Consider the following 19,233-nt stretch of genomic DNA (forward strand, 5'->3'; position numbering starts at 1 on the left):
CGCCCTACAGCCCGACTGCGACTACTCGGACTCGCCGGACAGCTCCTCGGTCGCCAGCCCGGGAACCGTGACCAGTGTCAGGGATTGCTCGGAACGGTTCACGGCGGCCATCACCCGGTCATGCGCCTCGACACCGGTGGTGTCGAGCAACACGACCGAGGAACCGGCCGCGGCGAGCGCAACCGCTCGGTCCGCGGCCGCCGCCTCCGCACCCGGGATGATGTTCTCCGCCCGCGTGCCCGGCCGGATGAGGTGGCGCACCTGGCCCAGCAGCCGGGAGGGGCCGATGACCGCGGCGGCGCGGAGCAGCTCCGCCTCGGCACGCGGGGTGCGCAGGTCCGCCGGCCCGGGGCCGAGACCGACCACGGCGAGCCGCCCCCGCGGATACACCCGCGCCGCGGCCACCGTGACGTTGTCCCCGACGATCTTCTCCACGATCAGTTCGATACGCCCACCCCCGGCGTGCTCCCGGGCGGCGAGCAGCGCGGCGGCTTCGGCCACACTCGGCGTCCCCGTTGCCTCCCGCACCGCCGCACTGGGATTGGGAACATCCACTTCGGACAGATTCGCCGCGGAGTAACGCAGCAACGGTGGGGCGGTCTCGGCATGCCAGAATCCGTGGTCCTCCACGGCTTCCACGATGCCGCGTTCTCCCGCCTTGCGATCAACTGTCGCGAACGACCGCACCGCACGAAGATCGAGCCCGTGCTCGTGCTGGAGCCGGGAGAGTGTCGAGGTCACTGCGGTGGTCGATACCCCACCGGTCGCGCCGATCCCGACAACCAGAGTTCGTGGCACCAAGCGCAGGAGCTTCCCCGATGCGGGACGCACCGGCCAGCCCGGCCACTCCGGCAACTGCTCGGGCTCCACCGGAATTCGGTCCTCCACGAGGACAGTCCACTCCGGACCCTCCGCTTCCTCGCCGACGTTGGGCGGCATTGCCGGCAACGGAAACCGCATCGGGTTGACGAGCCGGACGGGAGCACCCTCGAGCACGGCGATACCGCACTGGGCGAGATCCCCTTCCACCGCGGCATCGAGCAGTTCAACGAGCTCGTCGAGCGGAGTGCTGCCCACCGCGTCGCCAGCCGCGCTGGTGACGGGCACGCAGTCCAGCACCTCCCCGACACGCTGAGCGAGCGCGTTGCCGCCGCTGGCGGTTCCGCTCGACAGGACAACCGCGTAGCGGTGCGCGTCGTCGACGCACACCACTGCGGGATCGGTCTGTCGGTCCGACAGCATCGGCCCGACCAGCCGGATGGCGTCCTCGGGAGCGAGAAAGAACACCATTGCCCGCAGCCTCGGCCACAGTCGGCGCAGCGCGGGCCGGACAGGACCCTCCGCCACCACCGCGTCCGGACCGAGATGGCTGGCCAGCACGGCAGCCGACCGCCGGCCGGTCGCGGTGGCGGCGAACAGGCCGATCACGCCGTGTCCCTCCCCTCGGTCTCCCGCTCGGCGACTCCCCAGAGCAACATCACCGGGTCGGTGGCCGCCAGCCGGGCACCACCACCGTCCAACTCGATCAGGCGCGACGCGCTGAGCTGGCACCCCGCCACCTGGTAGCCGGCCGACCGCAGCGTCTCCCGCGTCGCCCCGAAACGGTCCAGCGCATCGAGCGCCACCACGATCCGCCGCGCGCCGGCCCAAGTGCAGGTCTCGACGACCTCGGGCCCGCCGGCGGCGACGAACACCGAGTCCGGCCGGGGCAAGCCCGCCAGCGCACCCGGAGCCTCGTCCTCGACCACCCGCACGTCCACACCGTGACTGCCGGCGTTGGCGACGATCCGCACGCACTGCACGGGATCCCGCTCGATGGCGATCGCGGCCGCGCCGAGGCGTACACACTCCACGGCGACCGCCCCGGCACCCGCACCGACTTCCCACACCAGGTTGCCGGGACGCGGTGCCAGCCGCGCCAGCACCACCGCTCGCACCTCCGCCGACATCAGCATGCCGTCCCGGTGCGCGAACTCGTCCTCCGGCAACGCCCAGCCCTCCGCCGGTGGCAGCGGTTCACCGCCGGCGTGCCAGCCGGAGACGGGCAGCAGGTCGGGATCGGCCAGGCACAGCACGACGTTCGGCGACCGCCATTCCCGACGGCCCGCCTCCTCGATGTCCACAGTGGACACTTCTTCGTCCGCCGTGCCCGTGCCCTCGGCGACGACCAGGGTGCGTCGCCACCCGGTGAGGCCGGCGGCGAGCTCCGCGGGGCCGGCTCCGGGTGCCGTCAGCACCGCGACCGCCGGCCGTGCCCGGCACACGTTGAGTACCCGGTCCATGGCCCGGCCGTCCGCGCTGACCACCACCAGGTCGTCCCAGGGTCGTCCCAGCCCGGCGGCAATCCGCTGGATCCCCGAAACCGCCGGCAGCACGCGGGGCCGGAGCCCGTTCTCCCGCAGGCGGCGCAGCGTCCCGAAGTAGCCGGGATCACCCGCGACCAGAACCACCGCGCTCTCGCTGGCACCCTCGCACCGGCGGATCGCCTTCAATGCGGCATCCCACTCGCCCAGCTCGACCGTCCGCACGCCCGGCGGGACGTGCGCGGCGAGCTGCGCGGGCGCACCGATGACGAGGTCCGCCTTGACCAGCGCCTCGTCGGCGACCGGGGGAAGAGCGCCGGCCCCGGTACCGATCAACGTCACCGCCACGTCGCCGACTCCCTCCGCCCGGACCCCACCGTCCCGGGCGGGACGGTGGGTCGCACGACGCGGAATCCCGCACGCGGACACCATCTCCGCTGCGGGAGCCGCACGAACAGGTCAGGACCGGGTTGCCACACGCTCACGACACGTCATTGTCGTACCGGTCCCCGCCGCGCCCGGTGGCTGGCCCCACTACGGCGCGGCGCGGCTCACGTGGAGCGGGGTGCGCGTCGCTTGGGAGCGGGCGCGTCCCCGGTCTTCCGTGTCCGGCGAGTCGTCTTCGCCCCGTCCTCGGCGGCCTTCGCGGTGGGCTTGCGGGCTCGCTTGCGCGGCTGCTCGCCGGTGTCCGCGCCGGCATCCTTGCTGCCGGCTGGCTCGCCCTTTGCGGCGCGGGCCTTGGTTGACCGCTCGGTTCCGGTGTTGGCCCGGGTCGGGCGAGCGCGACCGGACCGCGGACCCGCGGTCACCCGTGCCGTGACCCGTCCCGCCGTGCTGGTCGCGGCCGCGACCAGACTGGCCGGCTTCGGCGTATCGGCCGCCGCGGGCGCGACGCCCTCGTCCGGCGTGGCCGCCGGCCGCTCCGCGGCCACCACCGCGGGCTCGGCGACCGGGTCCGGTTCCGTTGGGGTGTCGGTGGTTTCCCCGCCGTTGACCGGCTGGCTGTCGGAGCGCGGTCGGGTTGCCCGAGCGCTTTCCTGCCAGTCCCGGACGGCCCACCACGCCAGCTCGGACTCGGGCCGGCGCGGCGCCGCCGGCACGGCCACATCCCCGTTCGACGCGGTCGTGCTCGTGGACTGGCGGTGTCCGCGCAGGTAGGCGGTGGCGCCGGCGGACGGGCCGGTCGCCCCGCTGCGGCGGTAGCTGCCGCGCCGAGCGGGGCGGCGGATCTGCGGATCCGTGCGGTAGGAACGGGAGCGGCCGGTGCCCAACGCCCGACCCACCAGGAACAGCGCGTGTCGCCAGAGCTTGCGCGCCTTGACCGTCTCCTCCAGCTCACCGAGCGTTGTGTGCAGGATCAACTCGTCGGGACACGTGGCCTTGTAGGCCACGACGACCGGGGTGTCCGGCGCATAGCCGCCGTCCCGCAACTCCTCGGCGAGTTGGGCGGTGTGCGCGGCGGACAGGAACGCGGCCATTGTCGTGCCGTGCGTGGCCAGCTCCCGCACCCGTTCGGACTCCCGGGCGGGCGTGGTGCCACCCTCCAGGCGGGTCAAGATGACCGACTGCGCCAGCTCCGGCGCCGTCAGCTCCCGCCCCACCGTCGCGGCGGCGGCCGACACCGGGGACACCCCGGGCACGATCTCGACCTCGAGGCCGATCCGCCTGCACGCGTCGTACTGCTCCTGCACGGCACCCCACATCGTGGGGTCCCCGGAGAGCACGCGCGCCACCTTCAGCTTGTCCCGCAACGCGCGCCGGCAGATCTCCAGCACCTGCTCCGGACTGGTCCGCGTGGAGTCGACCAGCTCGGCGTCCGGCCGGGCGTGCTCCCGGATGCACTCGGGAACGACGACGCTGGCCGGCCAGACGACCACGTCCGCCTCGGCGATACGGCGCGCGCCCCGCACCGTGATGAGGTCCTCGGCGCCCGGGCCGGCGCCGACGAAGGAGACCCGACCGCTCACTTCTGCACTCCCCTCCCCCGCCACGGTGCGGGAGGACGACGGTGGACAGGTACGGCGCGCGGAACGCCCGCCGCGTCCGGCCGGACAACGTGGGCGGCGCGCGCGTGCGCATGGACATCGACTTGCTGGGCGGGCACCACGCGGTCCAACGCCTCGTCACGCCGCGCGCCCCTCGCGGAGCGTGCCGAGCCGCGGGCCGCTGCTGTCCGCACGACCGTACCGCCCCGGTTGATCTCCCCCGCCCGCCTCCCCATTGCTGCTGGGCATAACGCCGCGCGGTGCGGCCGGTGGCCGCGGAAGCGGTCACTTCCTGGGACGCAAGGCCGTGGCCATGATCATCGCCGGCAACAGACGACCGGCGGGGGCGGGGTCGATGGCCGGAAGAGGTCCACACAGGATCGACCGAATGGACTAACCGCCGATAACAAAAGAGTTTCTGTCTATGCCAAGTCGTTTCTTACCAGCGACCAGCACTCGACGTCGCGCGGGACCCCGCGGCGCAGGAGGGCGGACCGCAGCACACCCTCCCGGTGGAATCCGGCCTTGGCGGCGACCCGCTGGGACGCCACGTTGGCCACGTCCGCGATCAGTTCCACCCGCACCAGGCCCATCTCGCGCAGTCCCCACTCGGCGACCGCTCGCGCGGCCTCGGCCGCGACGCCCCGGCCACGGGTGGCGGCCGCCACCCAGTATCCGATCTCGCTGGTCAACGAAGCCCAACGCGTCCGGGTGAGACCGATGGAGCCGAGCAGGACACCGTCCTCGCGGTCGGTGATCGCCCACTGCTGGCCGTCGCCCTCGAGCCGGAGCTGCAATGCCTTCTCGCACCAATCACGAGCCGCACCCAGGTCGTACGGGTCGGGCACGGGTATCCAGCGGGCGATCTCCGCGTCGACCCTGGCCTGGATGGCGGGTGCGTCGTCGGGCCGGAACGGGCGCAGTCGCAGCCGCGAGGTGGTCAAGTCGGTCTCGGGCATGACCTGTTCCGGCATTGCTCATCCTCTCCGTGCCGGGACCGCCGCGGCGCACCTGGCGACGAAGCGGGCCACCGCCTCCGGGCGTGCCGCCGGATGCGTGTGCAGGTAGGACGCGTGGACTCCGCCGTGGACGAACCCCTCGGTGACCGGCCGGCCCGCGCGGTCTCGCCAGTGCCAGGCGGGCGAGACGCCGTGGTCGGGCCGCACCACGGTCCGGTGGAACTCGTGCCCCGAAACCCGTTCTCCCGGAAGGAACAACGCGGACTCGGTGGCGGCGACGGCGTCGCGGTAGCCCAACGTGAGTCGCTCGGACATGCGTGCGGTGGCGTCGAGGACCCCGCACATCGGCTGTCCGTCCAGTTCGCGTGCCAGGTAGAGCAGTCCACCGCACTCGGCGTGCACCGGATAGCCGGCGGTGGCGAACGCGGCGACCTCCGCACGGAGTGGGGCGTTCCCAGCCAGTTCGGCCGCGTGCTGCTCGGGAAAACCGCCGGGCAGCACCAAACCGGCCGCACCCTCGGGGAGGCGTTCGTCCCGCAGCGGGTCGACGGTCACGACCTGTGCGCCCGCGGCCGAGAGGATCTCGACGTGCTCGGCGTAGCCGAAGGTGAACGCCGGACCGCCAGCGACGGCGACCACCGGACGTTCCGGGACCACCTCGATCGCCGGCTCCCACGGCCGCGCGTCCAGGGGAGCAGCGGTTCGAGCCACCCGGATCACGGCGTCCAGATCGACGCCGGCCGCCACGGCGTCGGCCATCGCGTCCACCGCACTCCGGGCCGCGGCCCCGCCCTCGGCCGCGGTGACCAGCCCGAGATGCCGGGACGGCACATCGAGTGCGGCGTCCCGATGGACCACACCGAGCACGGGTAGTCCGGCCTCGTCACCGGCCTCGCGCAGCACCTGCTCGTGGTGTGGGGATCCCACGTAGTTGAGGATCACGCCGGCGAGCCGCACCGACGGGTCGAAACCGCGGAACCCGTGCAGGAGTGCGGCCAAACTCCGCCCCTGGCCCCGGGCGTCGACGACCAGCACGACCGGTGCCCCGAGCAGGGTGGCCACGTGCGCGGTGGATCCGAACCCCGCGGTGCCCAAGCGCCCGTCGAACAGGCCCATCACGCCTTCGACCACGGCGATGTCGGACCCCCGCGCACCGTGGGCGAACAGCGGGGCGAGCGGGTCCTCGCCAACCAGTACGGGATCGAGGTTGCGGCCCGGGCGACCCGCGGCCAGGGCGTGGTAGCCGGGGTCGATGTAGTCCGGACCCACCTTGAACGGGGCGACCGCGTGGCCGTGCCGGCGCAGTGCCGCGACGAGCCCGGTGGCAACCGTGGTCTTGCCACTGCCCGAGCTCGGGGCGGCGACCACGACGCGCGGTGTCACCACTCGATTCCTCTCTGGCCCTTCTGCCCGCCGTCCATGGGGTGCTTCACCTTGGTCATCTCCACGACCAGGTCGGCAGCGTCGATGAGCGCGGCGGGCGCGTCCCGCCCGGTGATCACCACGTGCTGGTGCCCCGGGCGGTCCCGCAACGTCGCGACCACCTCGTCAACGTCGATCCAGCCCCACTTCAGTGGGTAGGTGAACTCGTCGAGCACGTAGAGGGTGTGGCGTCCGCCGGCCAGCCGGCGCGCGATCTCCCGCCACCCTTCCAGCGCCGCGGTGGCGTGGTCCTGCTCGGTTCCCTTCTTGCGGGACCAGGACCAGCCCTCGCCCATCTTGTGCCACTCGACAGGGCCACCCTCATCGGTGGTCTCGTGCCACCGCCCGAGCGCGCGGAAGGCGGCCTCCTCGCCCACCTTCCACCTGGCGGACTTGACGAACTGGAACACCCCGATCGACCAACCCTGGTTCCAGCCCCGCAACGCCAGCCCGAACGCGGCGGTCGACTTGCCCTTCATCTCGCCGGTGTGCACGACGACGAGCGGACGGTTCCGGCGCTGCCGGGTGGTCAGGCCGTCCCGCGGCACGACGGCCGGTTTGCCCTGCGGCATCGTCACTGCCTCCCTTCGCTCAGGCGGCCCTGGCCGCGCGCACCACCCCGGCCATGCGCTCCGCGGACAGCTCCGCCAACCGCACGCACGGCGCCCCGAGCGCGCCGGCGAGCCTGGCCGGCAGGCCCAGCTTGATCATTCCCTGCTCGCAGTCCACGACAACCGCCGCCACCCCTTCGGCCGCAAGCAGGCCGGCCGCGCGCACCGCATCGGCCACCGGGTCCCCGCCCACCCCGACCGTCGCCCGGCCATCGGTGACCACGACCAGCAGCGGCCGGCGTCGGGGATCCCGCAGCCGCTCGGTGGCCAGCATCCGGCGCGCGGTGAGTAGGCCCTCGGCCAGCGGGGTGCGGCCGCCGGTGCGCAGCCTGCGCAGCCGGGCCACCGCGGCCTCCACCGACGGGGTGGGAGGCAGGGCCAGCTCGGCACCACTGCCCCGGAAGGTGATCATGCCAACCTTGTCGCGACGCTGATACGCGTCCCGCAGCAGGGACAGCACGGCGCCGCTGACCGCGGCCATCCGCTTGCGGGCCGCCATCGATCCGGAGGCGTCGACGGCGAACAGCACGAGGTTGCTTTCCCGGCCCTCGCGCACCGAACGCCGTAGGTCCTCGCCGCGCAGCACCAGGCCCGGGCCGCTGCGGCCGCGGTTCGCCTGGTGCGGGGCCGCGGCGGTGAGCGTGCCGGCCAGGTGGAGCCCGTGACCCTCCACAGTGGAGGATCGGACGACGCGGCCGGTGCGGGCACGTGCTCGGGAACGTCGCCCGGGGGCGCCTTCCCCGATGCCGGGCACCTCCAGCAGCCGGGCGCGGAAGGCCGGTGCGGGCACGGCCGGCGGCTGGTCGGCGCTCGCCGTGCCGGAACCTCCCGGCTCGGTGTCCGGCGCCGCCCCGTCGCCCGGTCCGCCCGAGTCCGGGCCGGGTTCGGGCTCGGGTGAGCCACCACCGCCGGGACCGTCCGGCGGCTCCGGGTCGTCGTCGGGTTCGGTGTGCTCGGCGGCGTCCTGGAGGGCCTGCGCGAGCTGGTTCTCGTCGAGGCCCGGTTCGTCGAAGGGGTCCCGGCGCCGCCGGTGCGGCAATGCCAGGCGGGCCGCGACCTCAACGTCCACTTCGGACACCGCATCCGCGTCGCGCCAGGCGGCGTGCGCGACCGCGGTGCGGGCCACGACCAGGTCCGCGCGCATGCCGTCGACCTCGAACGCCGCACACACCGCGGCGATCCGGCGCAGCTCGGCGTCGGGCAGAACCACCCGGGCCAGCGCGTGCCGGGCCTTGGCGATGCGCTCGGCCAGCTCCGCATCTGCGTCGGCCCAGCGGGCGGCGAACCCGGCGGAGTCGGCCTCGTAGGCCAGCCGGCGGCGGATGACCTCGGCGCGGGTCCGCACGTCCCGGGCGGCCGCGACGTGCACGGTCAGGCCGAACCGGTCGAGCAGCTGCGGTCGCAGCTCGCCTTCCTCCGGGTTCATCGTGCCGACCAGGAGGAAGGACGCCGCGTGCGAGACCGAGACGCCCTCGCGCTCGACGTGCGCGCGGCCCATCGCGGCGGCGTCGAGCAGCAGGTCGACCAGGTGGTCGTGCAGCAGGTTGACCTCGTCGACGTAGAGCACACCGCGGTGCGCCGCCGCCAGCAGGCCGGGCTGGTAGGCGCGGACCCCCTCGGTGAGCGCGCGCTCCAGGTCCAGCGAGCCGACGAGCCGGTCCTCGGTGGCGCCGACCGGGAGCTCGACCAGCCGGGCCGGCCGGCGTCGCACCTCGTCGACGGGGTGCGTCCCGTCCGGGCAGGCGGGGTCGGCCGCCGCCGGGTCGCAGCCGAAGCGACAACCGGGGGCCACGTCGACGCTCGGCAGCAGGGCGGCCAGCGCACGCACGACGGTCGACTTCGCGGTGCCCTTCTCCCCCCGCACGAGCACCCCGCCGATACCGGGGTGCACGGCGTTGAGCAGCAACGCCAGCCGGAGGTCGTCGTGACCGACAACGGCGGAGAACGGATAACGCGCGGTCATACGCGGTCACGGCATGCGCTCATGCCCGTCGTCCTTCCTCGGGTGTCCACGCCCGGGTCCGGCTGCGGCGAGAGGCGGAGTGTCCTGGCTCCCGGATCGTCGCTCCCCTCCGGCCTTCCCGCGGCCGGCCGGCCGCGGTGGCACCGATGTGGAGGATCGCTCCCCGGTCACAGTGGCGGGACCGCGCCGGACTCGCACCGGCTTCCTCGCGCACCCCTCGTCATGTCAGCGACGATCGTCGCAGATCGCCGCGGGATGACCAACCGGTCCTGGTCACATGCGGGCAAACCGAAGGGGTCCGCCTGATCCCGCGGACGGTCCTCCGGATCCGGCGACACGGCCAACAGCGGCCGAGCCCGCCGCCGGCTTCACCGGTCGTTGAGGCTGGCCAGCAGGTCGGCCCGGATGTTGCCGCCGGTGAGGATCGTCGCGATGCGCCCGCCCGAAATGTCATGCTCCCGGATCGCGGCCAGCCCGGCCACCGCCGCCGGCTCGAGGACGAGCCCGAGGGCGGTCCAAGCCGCGCGCAACGCGGTGCGGATCGCCTCGTCGTCGACGAGAAGCACGTCGTCGACGACCTTCTCCATCCAGCGCACCGCGACCGGGATCGGCACGCGCACGCCGATGCCGTCCGCGATCGTGTCGATCCGCTCGGTCGGCGTCGGTTGTCCGGTGCGCCAGCTCCGCTCCATCGCGGGCGCCCCGGCCGCGCACACCCCGATCACCCTGGTCCCCGGGGACATGGCCTTGATCCACCGGCCCATCCCGCTGATCAGGGCGCCGTTACCCACCGGAACGACGACGGCGTCCAGCGGCCCGGCAGCGAGCAACTCGATCGCGATCGTCCCGGCACCTTCGGCGATTTCCGGCTCCCGCCCGTCTTCCACGTAGATCCGGTCGTCGCACCCGGCGACATAGTCCAAGGCCGCGTCTTTGGACGCGTCGTAGTCCGCGCCGGCCAGCGTCACCGTCGCGCCGAGCGCGCGCATCCGCTCGATCTTGGTCTCGACGGCGTTGGTGGCGGTGAAGACGTGCAGGTCGACCCCGAGCCGTCGGGCGGTGTAGGCCAAGCCCTGGCCGAAGTTGCCGGCCGTGGCGCAGACGACCTCGGGGTGGTCGTGGAGCCGGCGCAGGAAGAAGTCCGCGCCGCGGCCCTTGAACGAACGGATCGGGTTGACCGTCTCGACCTTCAGCAACACCTCACGCCCGAGCCAGTCGGTGATCTGGTCGTGCACGAACTGCGGGGTGTTGCGGAAGATCGGGTCGATGACGTGCGTTGCGCCCTCGATGTGGGACAGCGACAGCTCCGGGTGGCTCATACGTCCCGCCTCCCTTCGCGTCGCATGTGCACGTGCGGGATGCCGTCCTCGAGAAACTGCTCGCCCACGGCGACGAAGCCGAGTCCGGCGTAGAAGTCGGCCACGTAGGTCTGCGCGTCCAGCTCGCAGGTCCTCGAGCCGCACAGATCGAGCGCGGCCCGCATGAGCTCGCGGGCGAGCCCCCGACCCCGCGCCCGCTCCGCGGTCACCACACGCGCGATCCGGCAAGTTCCCTCCGGCCCGGTGACCACGCGCAGGTAGGCCAGGACGTCGGTCGGGTCCTGCGGCGACGAGACCCAGAGGTGCCGGGTATCCGGATCCAGGTCGCGGCCGTCCAGCTCGTGGTACGGGCACTTCTGGTCGACGACGAAGACGTCGACCCGCAGCCGGAGCAGGGCGTGGAGCACCGGGACGGTGAGCTGGTCGGGCGTGGCGACGTGCAGCGTCGCCGGGGGCGGGCCAGGGGACTCGGTCATCACGCCATGTGCATACCAGCGCCGCGATGGTGGTCGGCCGTGATTTCTTCCGACGGTCCGCGCCGGTGGCGTCAAGAGCGTGCCCACACCCGACAAAGTTCCGTAAATCCTTCTGATAGGCTAGCTGGTGACCGAAGATTCGTCGGTCAAGTGGCGTAAGACACAGATGATTATTCGGTTCTGCGCGAAGAGAGGAGGGGTCCGCCGTGCTCGACCTCACGTTGCTGCCGGCCTTCCTGGCGGCGTCCGTCGTGTTCGTGCTGACGCCGGGGCTGGACGCGTTCCTGCTGCTGCGCACGTCGCTGCGGTCCGGGCGGCGAGCCGGCCTGCTGACCCTCCTCGGCATCCACGGCGCGAGCGCGCTGCAGGTGGGCCTGGTCGTGTCGGGGCTGGGCATCGTCCTGGCGCGGCACCCGACGGTGCTGACCGCACTGCGCTGGGCCGGCGCCGCGTACCTGGGCTACCTCGCCCTGGCCACGGCCCGCGAGCTGGCCCGGAGCTGGCGCTCCGGTTCCGTCGAGGCGGCCGCGGGACATCGCGCTGGTGGGTTCGCCCAGGGCTTCCTGTGCAACATCACCAACCCGAAGATGATGTTGTTCAGCCTGGCGTTCCTGCCCCAGTTCATCGGTTCCGCCGGCAGCCCGACGGCGCAGCTGGCCCTGCTGGGCGGGGCGTTCACGGTGTTGGCGGCGGCCTGGGAGCTGCTGCTGGTGCTCACCGCGTCCCGGATCGCCCCGCGCCTGCGTCGCCCCGCCGTGCACAACACCCTGGAGGCGGTCAGCGCGACCACCTTCCTGGCCATGTCGGTCGCGCTCGTCGTGCACTGATCAGGCAGCACGCTGACGGGCCATCCCGTGAGCGAAGCGTCGCCCGGGATCGCGCCCAACCCAACGAGGACAGCTGCTGTCATGCGTCTCGGTCCGGCCCCCGCGGGGGCCGGACCGAGACTTCACCGGTGAGCCACCGGGCGGGGGATGCCTACCGGCCCCCGCCCGGTTCCCTTTCATCCCAGCGGGGGCGCAAGCGTCAGCGGCGGCTCCAGCTGGCCGGCGTAGGCGGATACCTTCGTGTAGACGCCGGGATTGCCGGGTCGGGCACATCCCTTGCCCCAGGACACGATCCCCACCAGCGTCTCGTTCACCACGAGCGGACCGCCGGAGTCACCCTGGCAGGAGTCGATACCACCGTTGCGCAGGTCACCGGCACAGATCATGAAGCCCGCCAGGTAGCCCATGGCCACGGGCGGGTCCCACAACGCCGTCCGACAGTCCGCATCGGACAAGATCGGCACGTCAACCTGGCGCAGCTGTTCAGGGGATGACGGGCCACCTTCGCTGATGTGGCCCCAGCCGAGCACGGTGGCCGATGTGCCGGGCTCGTACAGTTCCTCGTCCCCGGATCCTGCCATGCGCAACGTCCGGTAGGTCAGGTTCCGGTCGAGGGTGAGCACCGCGACGTCGTTGAGGAGCGTGACGAACGGTTCGCCGGCCTGGTAGCCGGGATGAACCCAGGTGCCGGTCACCCAGGCCACCGTTCCGGTGCGGGTGTCGTTCAGGTTGGTCCGACCCGCGATGACGATGCTCGGCGCCCGCGGCCTGACCCCGTCGACGCAGTGCGCGGCGGTCACGACCTTGTTGGGTCTGACAAGCGTTCCGCCGCAGAACTGGTTACCGTCCCGGTCCGCCAGGGCCACGATCCACGGATGGTCACGAATGTCGGCTGGTACGCCGCCCACGATGCGGTCCGGGTCTGCCTGGGCCGGCATCGCCACGGCCGCGACCACGGTCAGTGTGGCGGCGACGGCGACGAGCCCCTTCCCGAGCTGGTGCACGAAACTCCACATCTCCCGGACTCCCTCCAGGTCGACGCGGCGGAGTGCGCACGTGTGTGGCTCCACGGGACCGCGGCGGGGCGGAGAGCACAAACGGAGCCGACAGCTTCGACCCCGATGGGTGACTGTGCATTCGTCCGTTTTGGAGAGACCAGGGCGTGTCGGTTACCCCGCGTGGCCGGGCTGGAGTTGCTTCGCGATGAGGTCCCGGTAGGCCAGCAGCCGCGTGTACACGCCTGGTTTCCCGGGACGGGCGCACCCCTCGCCCCACGACGTGACACCGACCAGCACGATGCCGACGATCAGGGGGCCGCCCGAGTCACCCTGGCAGGTGTCGACCCCGCCCTGCGGATAGCCCGCGCACACCATCCGTTCCCTCTTGAACTCCTTGTAGGACTTGGCGCAGCTCTCGTCCTCGATCACCGGGAGGGTCGCCATGCGCAGCTGTCGGGGCGAGGTGGGCCCGTCCTCGCTGGTCCGCCCCCATCCCAGGACGGCGGCCATGGTGCCCGGACGGTAGGGCCGGTCGTCGACCACCACGGGCAACGGGGGACCGGCGAGGGCGGCATCCAGGGTCAGCACGGCGACGTCGTCCCCGTTGATCACCGAGGTGAAGCCCGGGTGCACCCACCGCTCCTTCACCGTCGACACGGTGCCGGTCTTGTCGTCGAGCAGGTCCGTCCGTCCGGAGATCACCTGCAGGGAGGGCAGCCGGGCGTCCCGCACACAGTGCGCGGCGGTGACGACCTTGGTCGGCCGTACGAGAATGCCGCCGCAGTAGGGATATCCGCTGTGGGCCAGCGCCACCACCCAGGGATGGTCAACGATGTTCACGTCCTTGCCGCCGACGATCCGACCGGTGTGGTCATCCTCGTGGGCATGTGCCGCCGGGGTCACCAGGAGTGTCACGAGCGCCGCCATGACCCAGCCACGCCGGCGGAACCTCGTCGTTCGCATCGCACGGCCCTCCCACCTCGTGGTCGTCGAGCCACGTCCCCACACCACACGGGAACAGGAGCCGTGCCGCTGCACAATTCGAGCCCACCACGGACCCCCGGAGGGGTGAGCACGCTCGGTAAGTGCCCGCTGGCGAAAGCGGCGGCCGGCCGCACCGGCGATCCGGCTGGCGACATCGCGGGGAGGCGGCGTGGCTCAGCGCCACCTTGCGCTGAGCGGGAATCCGCGTTAGCGGAGTGCACTCTTCGCACCTTGCGACGTCGTGCCCACCTCACGACGGTCGTTCCGCAGCGCCGTCACCGATGGACCGGCCCACCGTCATTGCCGCGTCAGGAACTGATCTGCCGGGTCAACACGTCGTGGTAGCTCGCGACTCGCGCGTAGACACCGGGCTTACCGGCGCGGGCACAGCCGTCGCCCCAGGACGTCACCCCGATCAACTTGTCGCCCACCACCATCGGACCGCCCGAGTCACCCTGGCAGGTGTCCACGCCACCTCTCTGGTACCCCGCGCAGACCATCGCGTCCTGGCTGTAACGGCCGCCATAGGCACGGAAGCAGTCGGAGTCCGAGACCACCGGCACCGTGGCCTGCTTCAGGACGGGAGACGCGGAGCCACCCTCGCTGGTACGGCCCCATCCGAGGATGGTGGCCGGGCTTCCGGGCGCGTACAGCCCGGCGTCCGTCGCCGAGGCCAACGGAAGCGTGCGGTGGTGCAGGCTCCGGTCGAGCGTCAGCACCGAGACGTCGTTCCCGGCGGTCACCCGCCGGTAGTCCGGGTGCACCCAGATGCTGCGCACCCCGGCGACCGTGCCCTGGCTGGTGCGCAGGTCGGTGCGACCGGCAACCACCCGCACCTGGGAGGGGTGGTCCCCGTCGGTGCAGTGCGCCGCGGTCACCACCTTGTTGGGGGCGACCAGGGTGCCACCACAGAACTGGAATCCGCTCGGTGTGGTCAGGGCCACCACCCACGGGTGCTTCTGGGTCGTGGTGTCCTCGCCGCCCACGACGTAGGGCTGCGTGTCCGTGGATCCCGCCGGTGGGGCGGCGTCCGCCACCGACACGGTTGCGGCCGATCCGGCCGTCGCCACAGCGAGCACGGCCACCATCCGACCAAGGCGGCGCAGGGTTTCCGCCATGTCGTGCTCCTTCCACTCATCCCTCGAGGCAGTGAGGGACCTTCCGTCAGGAAGGTGAGCAGAAGAGCAACAGACCGTGACGCGATGGCGCCACGGTCATTCGTAGGATGTGGCCTGCTTAACCCACTTGTTGCTGAATGACGCCCGTGTAGGCGGCCATACGGGTGTAGATCCCGGGCTTGCCCGGCCGCGCGCACCCTTCACCGGTGGAGACCAGGCCGATCAGTCTGCCTCCGGCAACGAGTGGGCCGCCGGAGTCACCCTGGCACGCGTCGATCTTGCCGTCCGGGTACCCGGCACACACCATTTTGTCGGCTTTGTACTCCTTGTATGCCTTGGCGCACTCACCGTCGGTCATCACCGGCACGACGGCCTTCATCAGGTACCGTGAGGACTGCCCGCTCTCCTTCAGGTCTCCCCAACCGAGCACCGCGGCCTTGGTGCCGGGCTGGTAGAGCGTGGCGTCCGCGGGGGTCGCCAGGGGCAGGGTGGGATAAGGCACCTTCCGGTCCAGGGTCACCACGGCGAGGTCGTCACCCTCCGCCGTGGACTTGAAACCCGGGTGTACCCACACCGACTTCAACCCCGCCACGACGCCTTCGCTGCTCTGCCTGTCCTCGCGTCCCGCCACAATCCGAAGCGAGGCCGGGTCCCGCTTGTCCACGCAGTGCGCCGCGGTGATCACCTTGTCCGGGGCGGCGATGACCCCGCCGCAGTACTGGTATCCGTTCGCGGTGGTGAGGTACACGACCCACGGATGCTCCTTGATGCTCGCGCGGTGCCCCCCGACGATGAACGGCTCGACCTCGCGTGGCGCGTCGGTGGGGTCGGCGGCGCCGGTTGCCAGGGTGCCGGCTGCGGCAAGCAGGACACCGAACCACGCGCGCGACCCACGCCGGACATGCGCCATGGTGTTCTCCTTCCTCGACACGGAAGAGACGATGCCGCGCACGGTACGCAGAACGGGTCAGGCAGTTCGGTTGTTCGCCGTAATGCACCCGACCGGGGAGGTGATCCACGCTTTCCGAGCATTACCGTTCGCGGTCCGTCACGGGTCGTGGCTCACGTGGCCACGATCCCTTCCACAGCCCAAAGGGTGGTTGCGGCCTCTCGTGGTCCTGGCGGATGCGGCCAACCCACATTCCGCGCGAACTCACGCGGATTTGACATCCAGGCGCTTTTCCCGCGCGTTCCCGGGTTCGGCCCCGTTGGCTCCGGCACGATCCTGGCCGGCGGATCGGCGGATCGGCGGATCGGCGGATTGCGGCGGGCGGCACCGTAGGCTCGTGACCACGGTGGCCACACCGTGCAGGCATGGCGCGACGGAGGACGCATGCATCCCGATATCCTCGGCGGGCGTTTCACGGCGCGCACCCTTCCCCTGGGGACCACCCCGGGCGGTGCGGCCAGCGCGACGCTGGTCCACCTGCCGGCCGAGCCGAACAGCCGTGGGGCCGTGCTCTACCTGCACGGCTTCATCGACTACTTCTTCCAGGTCTGGCTGGCCGAGCACTTCGCGCGTCGCGGCTTCGACTTCTACGCGGTCGACCTCCGCGCCTACGGCCGTTCCCTGCGCCCCGACGAGATGCCCAACTTCGTCACCGACCTCAACGTGTACTTCGAGGAGCTGGACGCGGCGGTGCGGGTCATCCGCGAGGAGGACCAGCACGACCGGCTCGTGTTGCTCGGTCACTCCACGGGTGGCCTGATCAGCTCGCTGTGGGCGCACGAACGCCGGCACGACAACGTCATCGACGCCCTGGTGCTGAACAGCCCGTGGCTCGACCTCGCCGAGAACTGGTTCCTCCGCACGGCCGGCACGTGGCTGACCGACCTCGTCGGCCGGTTGTGGCCGAAGTGGGTCGTTCCCAGGGGCCTCTCCCCGGTGTACGGGCAGAGCATCCACGTCGACCACCACGGCGAGTGGGAGTTCCGCACGGACTGGAAGCCCGTCGAGGGCTTCCCGGTGCGTGCCGGGTGGCTGCGTGCGGTCCGGCGCGGGCACGCCCGCCTGCATCGGGGACTGGACGTGCGGGTGCCCGTGCTGGTGCTGCACTCCGACCGCAGCCTGCCACACCCGAAGGAATGGACCCCGGAGGCCATGCGCGCCGACACGATCCTCGATGTCGGACAGATCGTGAAGTGGGCACCCAAGATAGGAACCAAGGTCACCGTGACGCCGGTCGCCGCCGGGATGCACGACCTTTTTCTTTCCGCACAGCCGGTACGCGAGCACGCTCTCGCCGAGGTCGACGCGTGGCTGGACGATCTGGCTACGAGGTAGGAAGACTGCGTCCAGCGGCGCCGTCGGCAATCGTCCGGCACGGGACGAGGCTGGCCGGTACACCTAGCCGAGGAAGTCACGGAGGGATGCCGGGGTCAACCCGTCCTGCTTCGCTTGGTCCAGAACGGCTTTGAGGTCTTGCTCGAAGTTCTCCGTGAAGTGCATGAGCACGATGTCGCCCGGGTAGAGCTGGTCGGCGATCCCCTGGAACCTCAGTTGTCCGTCCTCGACGAGTGCGGTCCAGTTGACTGCCGCCTTCATTCCGCAGTCGGCGGCGACCCGGAGCGTGGTGTCGTCGTAGCTGCCGTAGGGCGGGCGGAGGAGCTGGGGCCGCTCTCCGTACAGCGGCCGGTACTTGTCGGCGGTCTCGCAGATCTCCCGACGCTGGTCGCCGTAGGTCATCCCGGCCAGATCCGGGTGGGTCAGCGTGTGGTTCTCGATCGTGGCGCCCACCTCCCGCAGCTTCCGGAAGAACTTCGGGTCCTGCCGCACGTACTGTTCGGTGAGGAACAGGGCTGGCCGGACCTTGGAGTCCCGGATCAGGTCGATCATCTTCGGGTCGCGCACGATGCCGTCGTCGACGGTGACGAACATGACCGGTTTGTCGGTCTTGATTCGGGTGACGAGCCCGACCTTCCCGTCCTGTTTCGGTGGGGCCTCGGCCTGCTTCCGCCCCACCGGGTACGCCTGGAAGGGGTCCGGCTGTCCACTGTGGCTGGGCGGCGCGCCCGCGGACACCGTGGTGACCTCGTCGGGATCGGGCCCCGACTCCCCACGGACCGCGGTTCCGCCGCCAGCGAGCAGCACCAGCACGGCGAGGAAACCCGGAAGGCACCGCGTAAGTCTCCGCATCCCTCAGTACCCCCGATCGAGTGAAAGCCTCCGTTCGGAGGACGGGGGTGATCCACCAAGGGTTGCCCGGATTGTTATTCCTCACGGCGGAAGAACTCCGGGTTCCCCGATGCGTCCGGGGCGCGGCGTCCCACCGTGGGTGGATGCTCGTCGTACCCGGGCCGGAGCAGCGCACCGGCCGGCGGGCCGACGTGCGCGGATCCGGTGCTCGGTCAGCCTGGTTGCTGTCCGGGCCGCGCCCGCGGCCCGCGGAGGGAGGACGCAGATGACCACCAGGCGACTGGCCCGTTCCCGCAACCGGGTCCTCTTCGGGGTGTGCGGAGGCATCGCCGAGCACTACGGCTGGAGCCCCGGCAAGGTCCGGTTGGCCTTCGTGCTGTCCTGCCTGCTCCCGGGGCCGCAGTTCCTGCTCTACATCGTGTTGGCCATCCTCATGCCGGGGCCGGACAAGCACTGACCCCGTCCCCTCCCCCGCTGGACGGCGGCGGGAGAGGTGGCGCGGCGACGCGGCCCGGCCGCCCGGCACCCGCCGGGACCGGGGACTAGGGTGGGTCACGGAAACGATCAAAGCCGCAGGCGTCGCGGAGGAATGTCGATGAGCCTGGAACGTCCCGTCGCGCCCGACCCGTACGAGCTGCTGCCGAAGGTCGGCTCGTTCACCGTCGCCAGCACCGACGTGCGGGCCGGTGAGCAGATGTCGGACCAGCACGCCTTCGCCGGCGGCAACACCTCGCCGCAGCTGAGCTGGAGCGGTTTCCCCGCGGGCACCAAGAGCTTCACGGTGACCTGCTTCGACCCGGACGCGCCCACGCCGAGCGGGTTCTGGCACTGGCTGGCGGTCAACCTGCCGGCCTCCACCACCGAGCTGCCCACCGGCGCCGGTGCCAAGGACGGCTCGGGCCTGCCGGCGGGTGCCTTCCACGCCCGTAACGACTACGGCTACAACGGGTTCGGGGGTGCCGCACCGCCGAAGGGTGACCGGCCGCACCGATACTACTTCGTGGTGCACGCGGTCGACGTGGAGAAGCTGGATGTCAACGAGGACACCTCGCCCGCGGTGATCAGCTTCAACCTGGCCTTCCACACGCTGGCCCGCGCGATCGTCATCCCCACCTACCAGACGTGATCCGAG

Annotated in this window: 18 protein-coding genes and 1 riboswitch; of the genes, 4 read left to right on the forward strand and 14 right to left on the reverse strand. The window is 71.7% G+C overall.

What is annotated here, in order from left to right; genetic code table 11:
- Positions 1-21: 21 nt before the first annotated feature.
- The 9 genes from IEY55_RS03520 to IEY55_RS03560 form a co-directional block, all read right to left on the reverse strand.
- Complete coding sequence (locus IEY55_RS03520; RefSeq protein ID WP_229685951.1) at positions 22-1,428, reverse strand: cobalamin biosynthesis protein; 1,407 nt, start codon at positions 1,426-1,428, stop codon at positions 22-24.
- Positions 1,425-2,651 (reverse strand): precorrin-6y C5,15-methyltransferase (decarboxylating) subunit CbiE, encoded by a 1,227-nt coding sequence (gene cbiE / locus IEY55_RS03525; protein WP_189053788.1) that lies wholly within the window; start codon positions 2,649-2,651, stop codon positions 1,425-1,427. Before cbiE ends, IEY55_RS03520 begins: the two co-directional genes overlap by 4 nt.
- Before the next feature lie 203 nt (positions 2,652-2,854).
- A complete protein-coding gene (cobM, locus tag IEY55_RS03530; RefSeq protein ID WP_229685953.1) occupies positions 2,855-4,270 on the reverse strand; it encodes a precorrin-4 C(11)-methyltransferase in 1,416 nt (471 codons plus the stop codon).
- 440 nt (positions 4,271-4,710) lie between these two features.
- A complete protein-coding gene (locus tag IEY55_RS03535; protein ID WP_189053789.1) occupies positions 4,711-5,262 on the reverse strand; it encodes a GNAT family N-acetyltransferase in 552 nt (183 codons plus the stop codon).
- A 3-nt stretch (positions 5,263-5,265) separates the two neighbouring features.
- Complete coding sequence (locus IEY55_RS03540) at positions 5,266-6,630, reverse strand: cobyrinic acid a,c-diamide synthase CobB (RefSeq protein ID WP_189053792.1); 1,365 nt, start codon at positions 6,628-6,630, stop codon at positions 5,266-5,268.
- Complete coding sequence (gene cobO / locus IEY55_RS03545) at positions 6,627-7,241, reverse strand: cob(I)yrinic acid a,c-diamide adenosyltransferase (protein ID WP_189053794.1); 615 nt, start codon at positions 7,239-7,241, stop codon at positions 6,627-6,629. Before cobO ends, IEY55_RS03540 begins: the two co-directional genes overlap by 4 nt.
- Before the next feature lie 19 nt (positions 7,242-7,260).
- A complete protein-coding gene (locus IEY55_RS03550; RefSeq protein ID WP_189053796.1) occupies positions 7,261-9,243 on the reverse strand; it encodes a putative cobaltochelatase in 1,983 nt (660 codons plus the stop codon).
- A 78-nt stretch (positions 9,244-9,321) separates the two neighbouring features.
- Positions 9,322-9,450: riboswitch (cobalamin riboswitch) on the reverse strand.
- A gap of 161 nt (positions 9,451-9,611) precedes the next feature.
- On the reverse strand, positions 9,612-10,562 hold the full coding sequence (locus tag IEY55_RS03555; RefSeq protein ID WP_189053798.1) for a threonine ammonia-lyase: 951 nt from the start codon (positions 10,560-10,562) through the stop codon (positions 9,612-9,614).
- Positions 10,559-11,038, reverse strand: a complete 480-nt coding sequence (locus IEY55_RS03560) for a GNAT family N-acetyltransferase (protein ID WP_189053801.1) — start codon at positions 11,036-11,038, stop codon at positions 10,559-10,561. The genes IEY55_RS03555 and IEY55_RS03560 overlap by 4 nt, the downstream gene beginning before the upstream one ends.
- A 206-nt stretch (positions 11,039-11,244) precedes the next feature.
- Between IEY55_RS03560 and IEY55_RS03565 the strand changes: the two genes are divergently transcribed.
- Positions 11,245-11,865 (forward strand): LysE family translocator, encoded by a 621-nt coding sequence (locus tag IEY55_RS03565; RefSeq protein WP_189053803.1) that lies wholly within the window; start codon positions 11,245-11,247, stop codon positions 11,863-11,865.
- A gap of 176 nt (positions 11,866-12,041) precedes the next feature.
- On the opposite strand, the gene IEY55_RS03570 is transcribed toward IEY55_RS03565, so the two are convergent.
- The 4 genes from IEY55_RS03570 to IEY55_RS03585 form a co-directional block, all read right to left on the reverse strand.
- Entirely contained in the window at positions 12,042-12,881 is an 840-nt protein-coding gene (locus IEY55_RS03570; RefSeq protein WP_189053805.1) for a S1 family serine peptidase, read from the reverse strand.
- 153 nt (positions 12,882-13,034) lie between these two features.
- Positions 13,035-13,826 carry a S1 family peptidase gene (locus IEY55_RS03575; protein ID WP_229685955.1) on the reverse strand — a complete coding sequence of 264 codons (792 nt, stop codon included), beginning with the start codon at positions 13,824-13,826 and terminating at the stop codon, positions 13,035-13,037.
- A gap of 329 nt (positions 13,827-14,155) precedes the next feature.
- Entirely contained in the window at positions 14,156-14,965 is an 810-nt protein-coding gene (locus IEY55_RS03580; protein ID WP_189053807.1) for a S1 family peptidase, read from the reverse strand.
- Positions 14,966-15,083: 118 nt separating this feature from the next.
- Positions 15,084-15,875, reverse strand: a complete 792-nt coding sequence (locus IEY55_RS03585) for a S1 family peptidase (protein ID WP_189053810.1) — start codon at positions 15,873-15,875, stop codon at positions 15,084-15,086.
- A 423-nt stretch (positions 15,876-16,298) separates the two neighbouring features.
- Between IEY55_RS03585 and IEY55_RS03590 the strand changes: the two genes are divergently transcribed.
- Complete coding sequence (locus IEY55_RS03590; RefSeq protein WP_189053812.1) at positions 16,299-17,249, forward strand: alpha/beta hydrolase; 951 nt, start codon at positions 16,299-16,301, stop codon at positions 17,247-17,249.
- 63 nt (positions 17,250-17,312) lie between these two features.
- On the opposite strand, the gene IEY55_RS03595 is transcribed toward IEY55_RS03590, so the two are convergent.
- Entirely contained in the window at positions 17,313-18,101 is a 789-nt protein-coding gene (locus tag IEY55_RS03595; RefSeq protein ID WP_189053814.1) for a polysaccharide deacetylase family protein, read from the reverse strand.
- A gap of 265 nt (positions 18,102-18,366) precedes the next feature.
- Here IEY55_RS03595 and IEY55_RS03600 point away from each other — a divergent pair, with 265 nt between their 5' ends.
- Positions 18,367-18,558 carry a PspC domain-containing protein gene (locus tag IEY55_RS03600; RefSeq protein ID WP_189053816.1) on the forward strand — a complete coding sequence of 64 codons (192 nt, stop codon included), beginning with the start codon at positions 18,367-18,369 and terminating at the stop codon, positions 18,556-18,558.
- A 138-nt stretch (positions 18,559-18,696) separates the two neighbouring features.
- Positions 18,697-19,227: a YbhB/YbcL family Raf kinase inhibitor-like protein gene (locus IEY55_RS03605; RefSeq protein ID WP_189053818.1), complete on the forward strand. Its 531-nt coding sequence runs from the start codon at positions 18,697-18,699 to the stop codon at positions 19,225-19,227.
- Positions 19,228-19,233: the final 6 nt, after the last annotated feature.

Source organism: Longimycelium tulufanense (genome assembly GCF_014645795.1).
Taxonomy (GTDB): domain Bacteria; phylum Actinomycetota; class Actinomycetes; order Mycobacteriales; family Pseudonocardiaceae; genus Longimycelium; species Longimycelium tulufanense.

Excerpts from the sequence above, each read along its gene's own strand:
- IEY55_RS03560 (WP_189053801.1), bottom strand. The coding sequence starts at position 11,038 with ATGACCGAGTCCCCTGGCCCGCCCCCGGCGACGCTGCACGTCGCCACG.
- IEY55_RS03585 (WP_189053810.1), bottom strand. The coding sequence starts at position 15,875 with ATGGCGCATGTCCGGCGTGGGTCGCGCGCGTGGTTCGGTGTCCTGCTT.
- IEY55_RS03595 (WP_189053814.1), bottom strand. The coding sequence starts at position 18,101 with ATGCGGAGACTTACGCGGTGCCTTCCGGGTTTCCTCGCCGTGCTGGTG.
- cobO (WP_189053794.1), bottom strand. The coding sequence starts at position 7,241 with ATGCCGCAGGGCAAACCGGCCGTCGTGCCGCGGGACGGCCTGACCACC.
- IEY55_RS03600 (WP_189053816.1), top strand. The coding sequence starts at position 18,367 with ATGACCACCAGGCGACTGGCCCGTTCCCGCAACCGGGTCCTCTTCGGG.
- IEY55_RS03605 (WP_189053818.1), top strand. The coding sequence starts at position 18,697 with ATGAGCCTGGAACGTCCCGTCGCGCCCGACCCGTACGAGCTGCTGCCG.
- IEY55_RS03550 (WP_189053796.1), bottom strand. The coding sequence starts at position 9,243 with ATGACCGCGCGTTATCCGTTCTCCGCCGTTGTCGGTCACGACGACCTC.
- IEY55_RS03590 (WP_189053812.1), top strand. The coding sequence starts at position 16,299 with ATGCATCCCGATATCCTCGGCGGGCGTTTCACGGCGCGCACCCTTCCC.
- IEY55_RS03580 (WP_189053807.1), bottom strand. The coding sequence starts at position 14,965 with ATGGCGGAAACCCTGCGCCGCCTTGGTCGGATGGTGGCCGTGCTCGCT.
- IEY55_RS03535 (WP_189053789.1), bottom strand. The coding sequence starts at position 5,262 with ATGCCGGAACAGGTCATGCCCGAGACCGACTTGACCACCTCGCGGCTG.
- IEY55_RS03570 (WP_189053805.1), bottom strand. The coding sequence starts at position 12,881 with ATGTGGAGTTTCGTGCACCAGCTCGGGAAGGGGCTCGTCGCCGTCGCC.
- IEY55_RS03575 (WP_229685955.1), bottom strand. The coding sequence starts at position 13,826 with ATGCGAACGACGAGGTTCCGCCGGCGTGGCTGGGTCATGGCGGCGCTC.
- IEY55_RS03555 (WP_189053798.1), bottom strand. The coding sequence starts at position 10,562 with ATGAGCCACCCGGAGCTGTCGCTGTCCCACATCGAGGGCGCAACGCAC.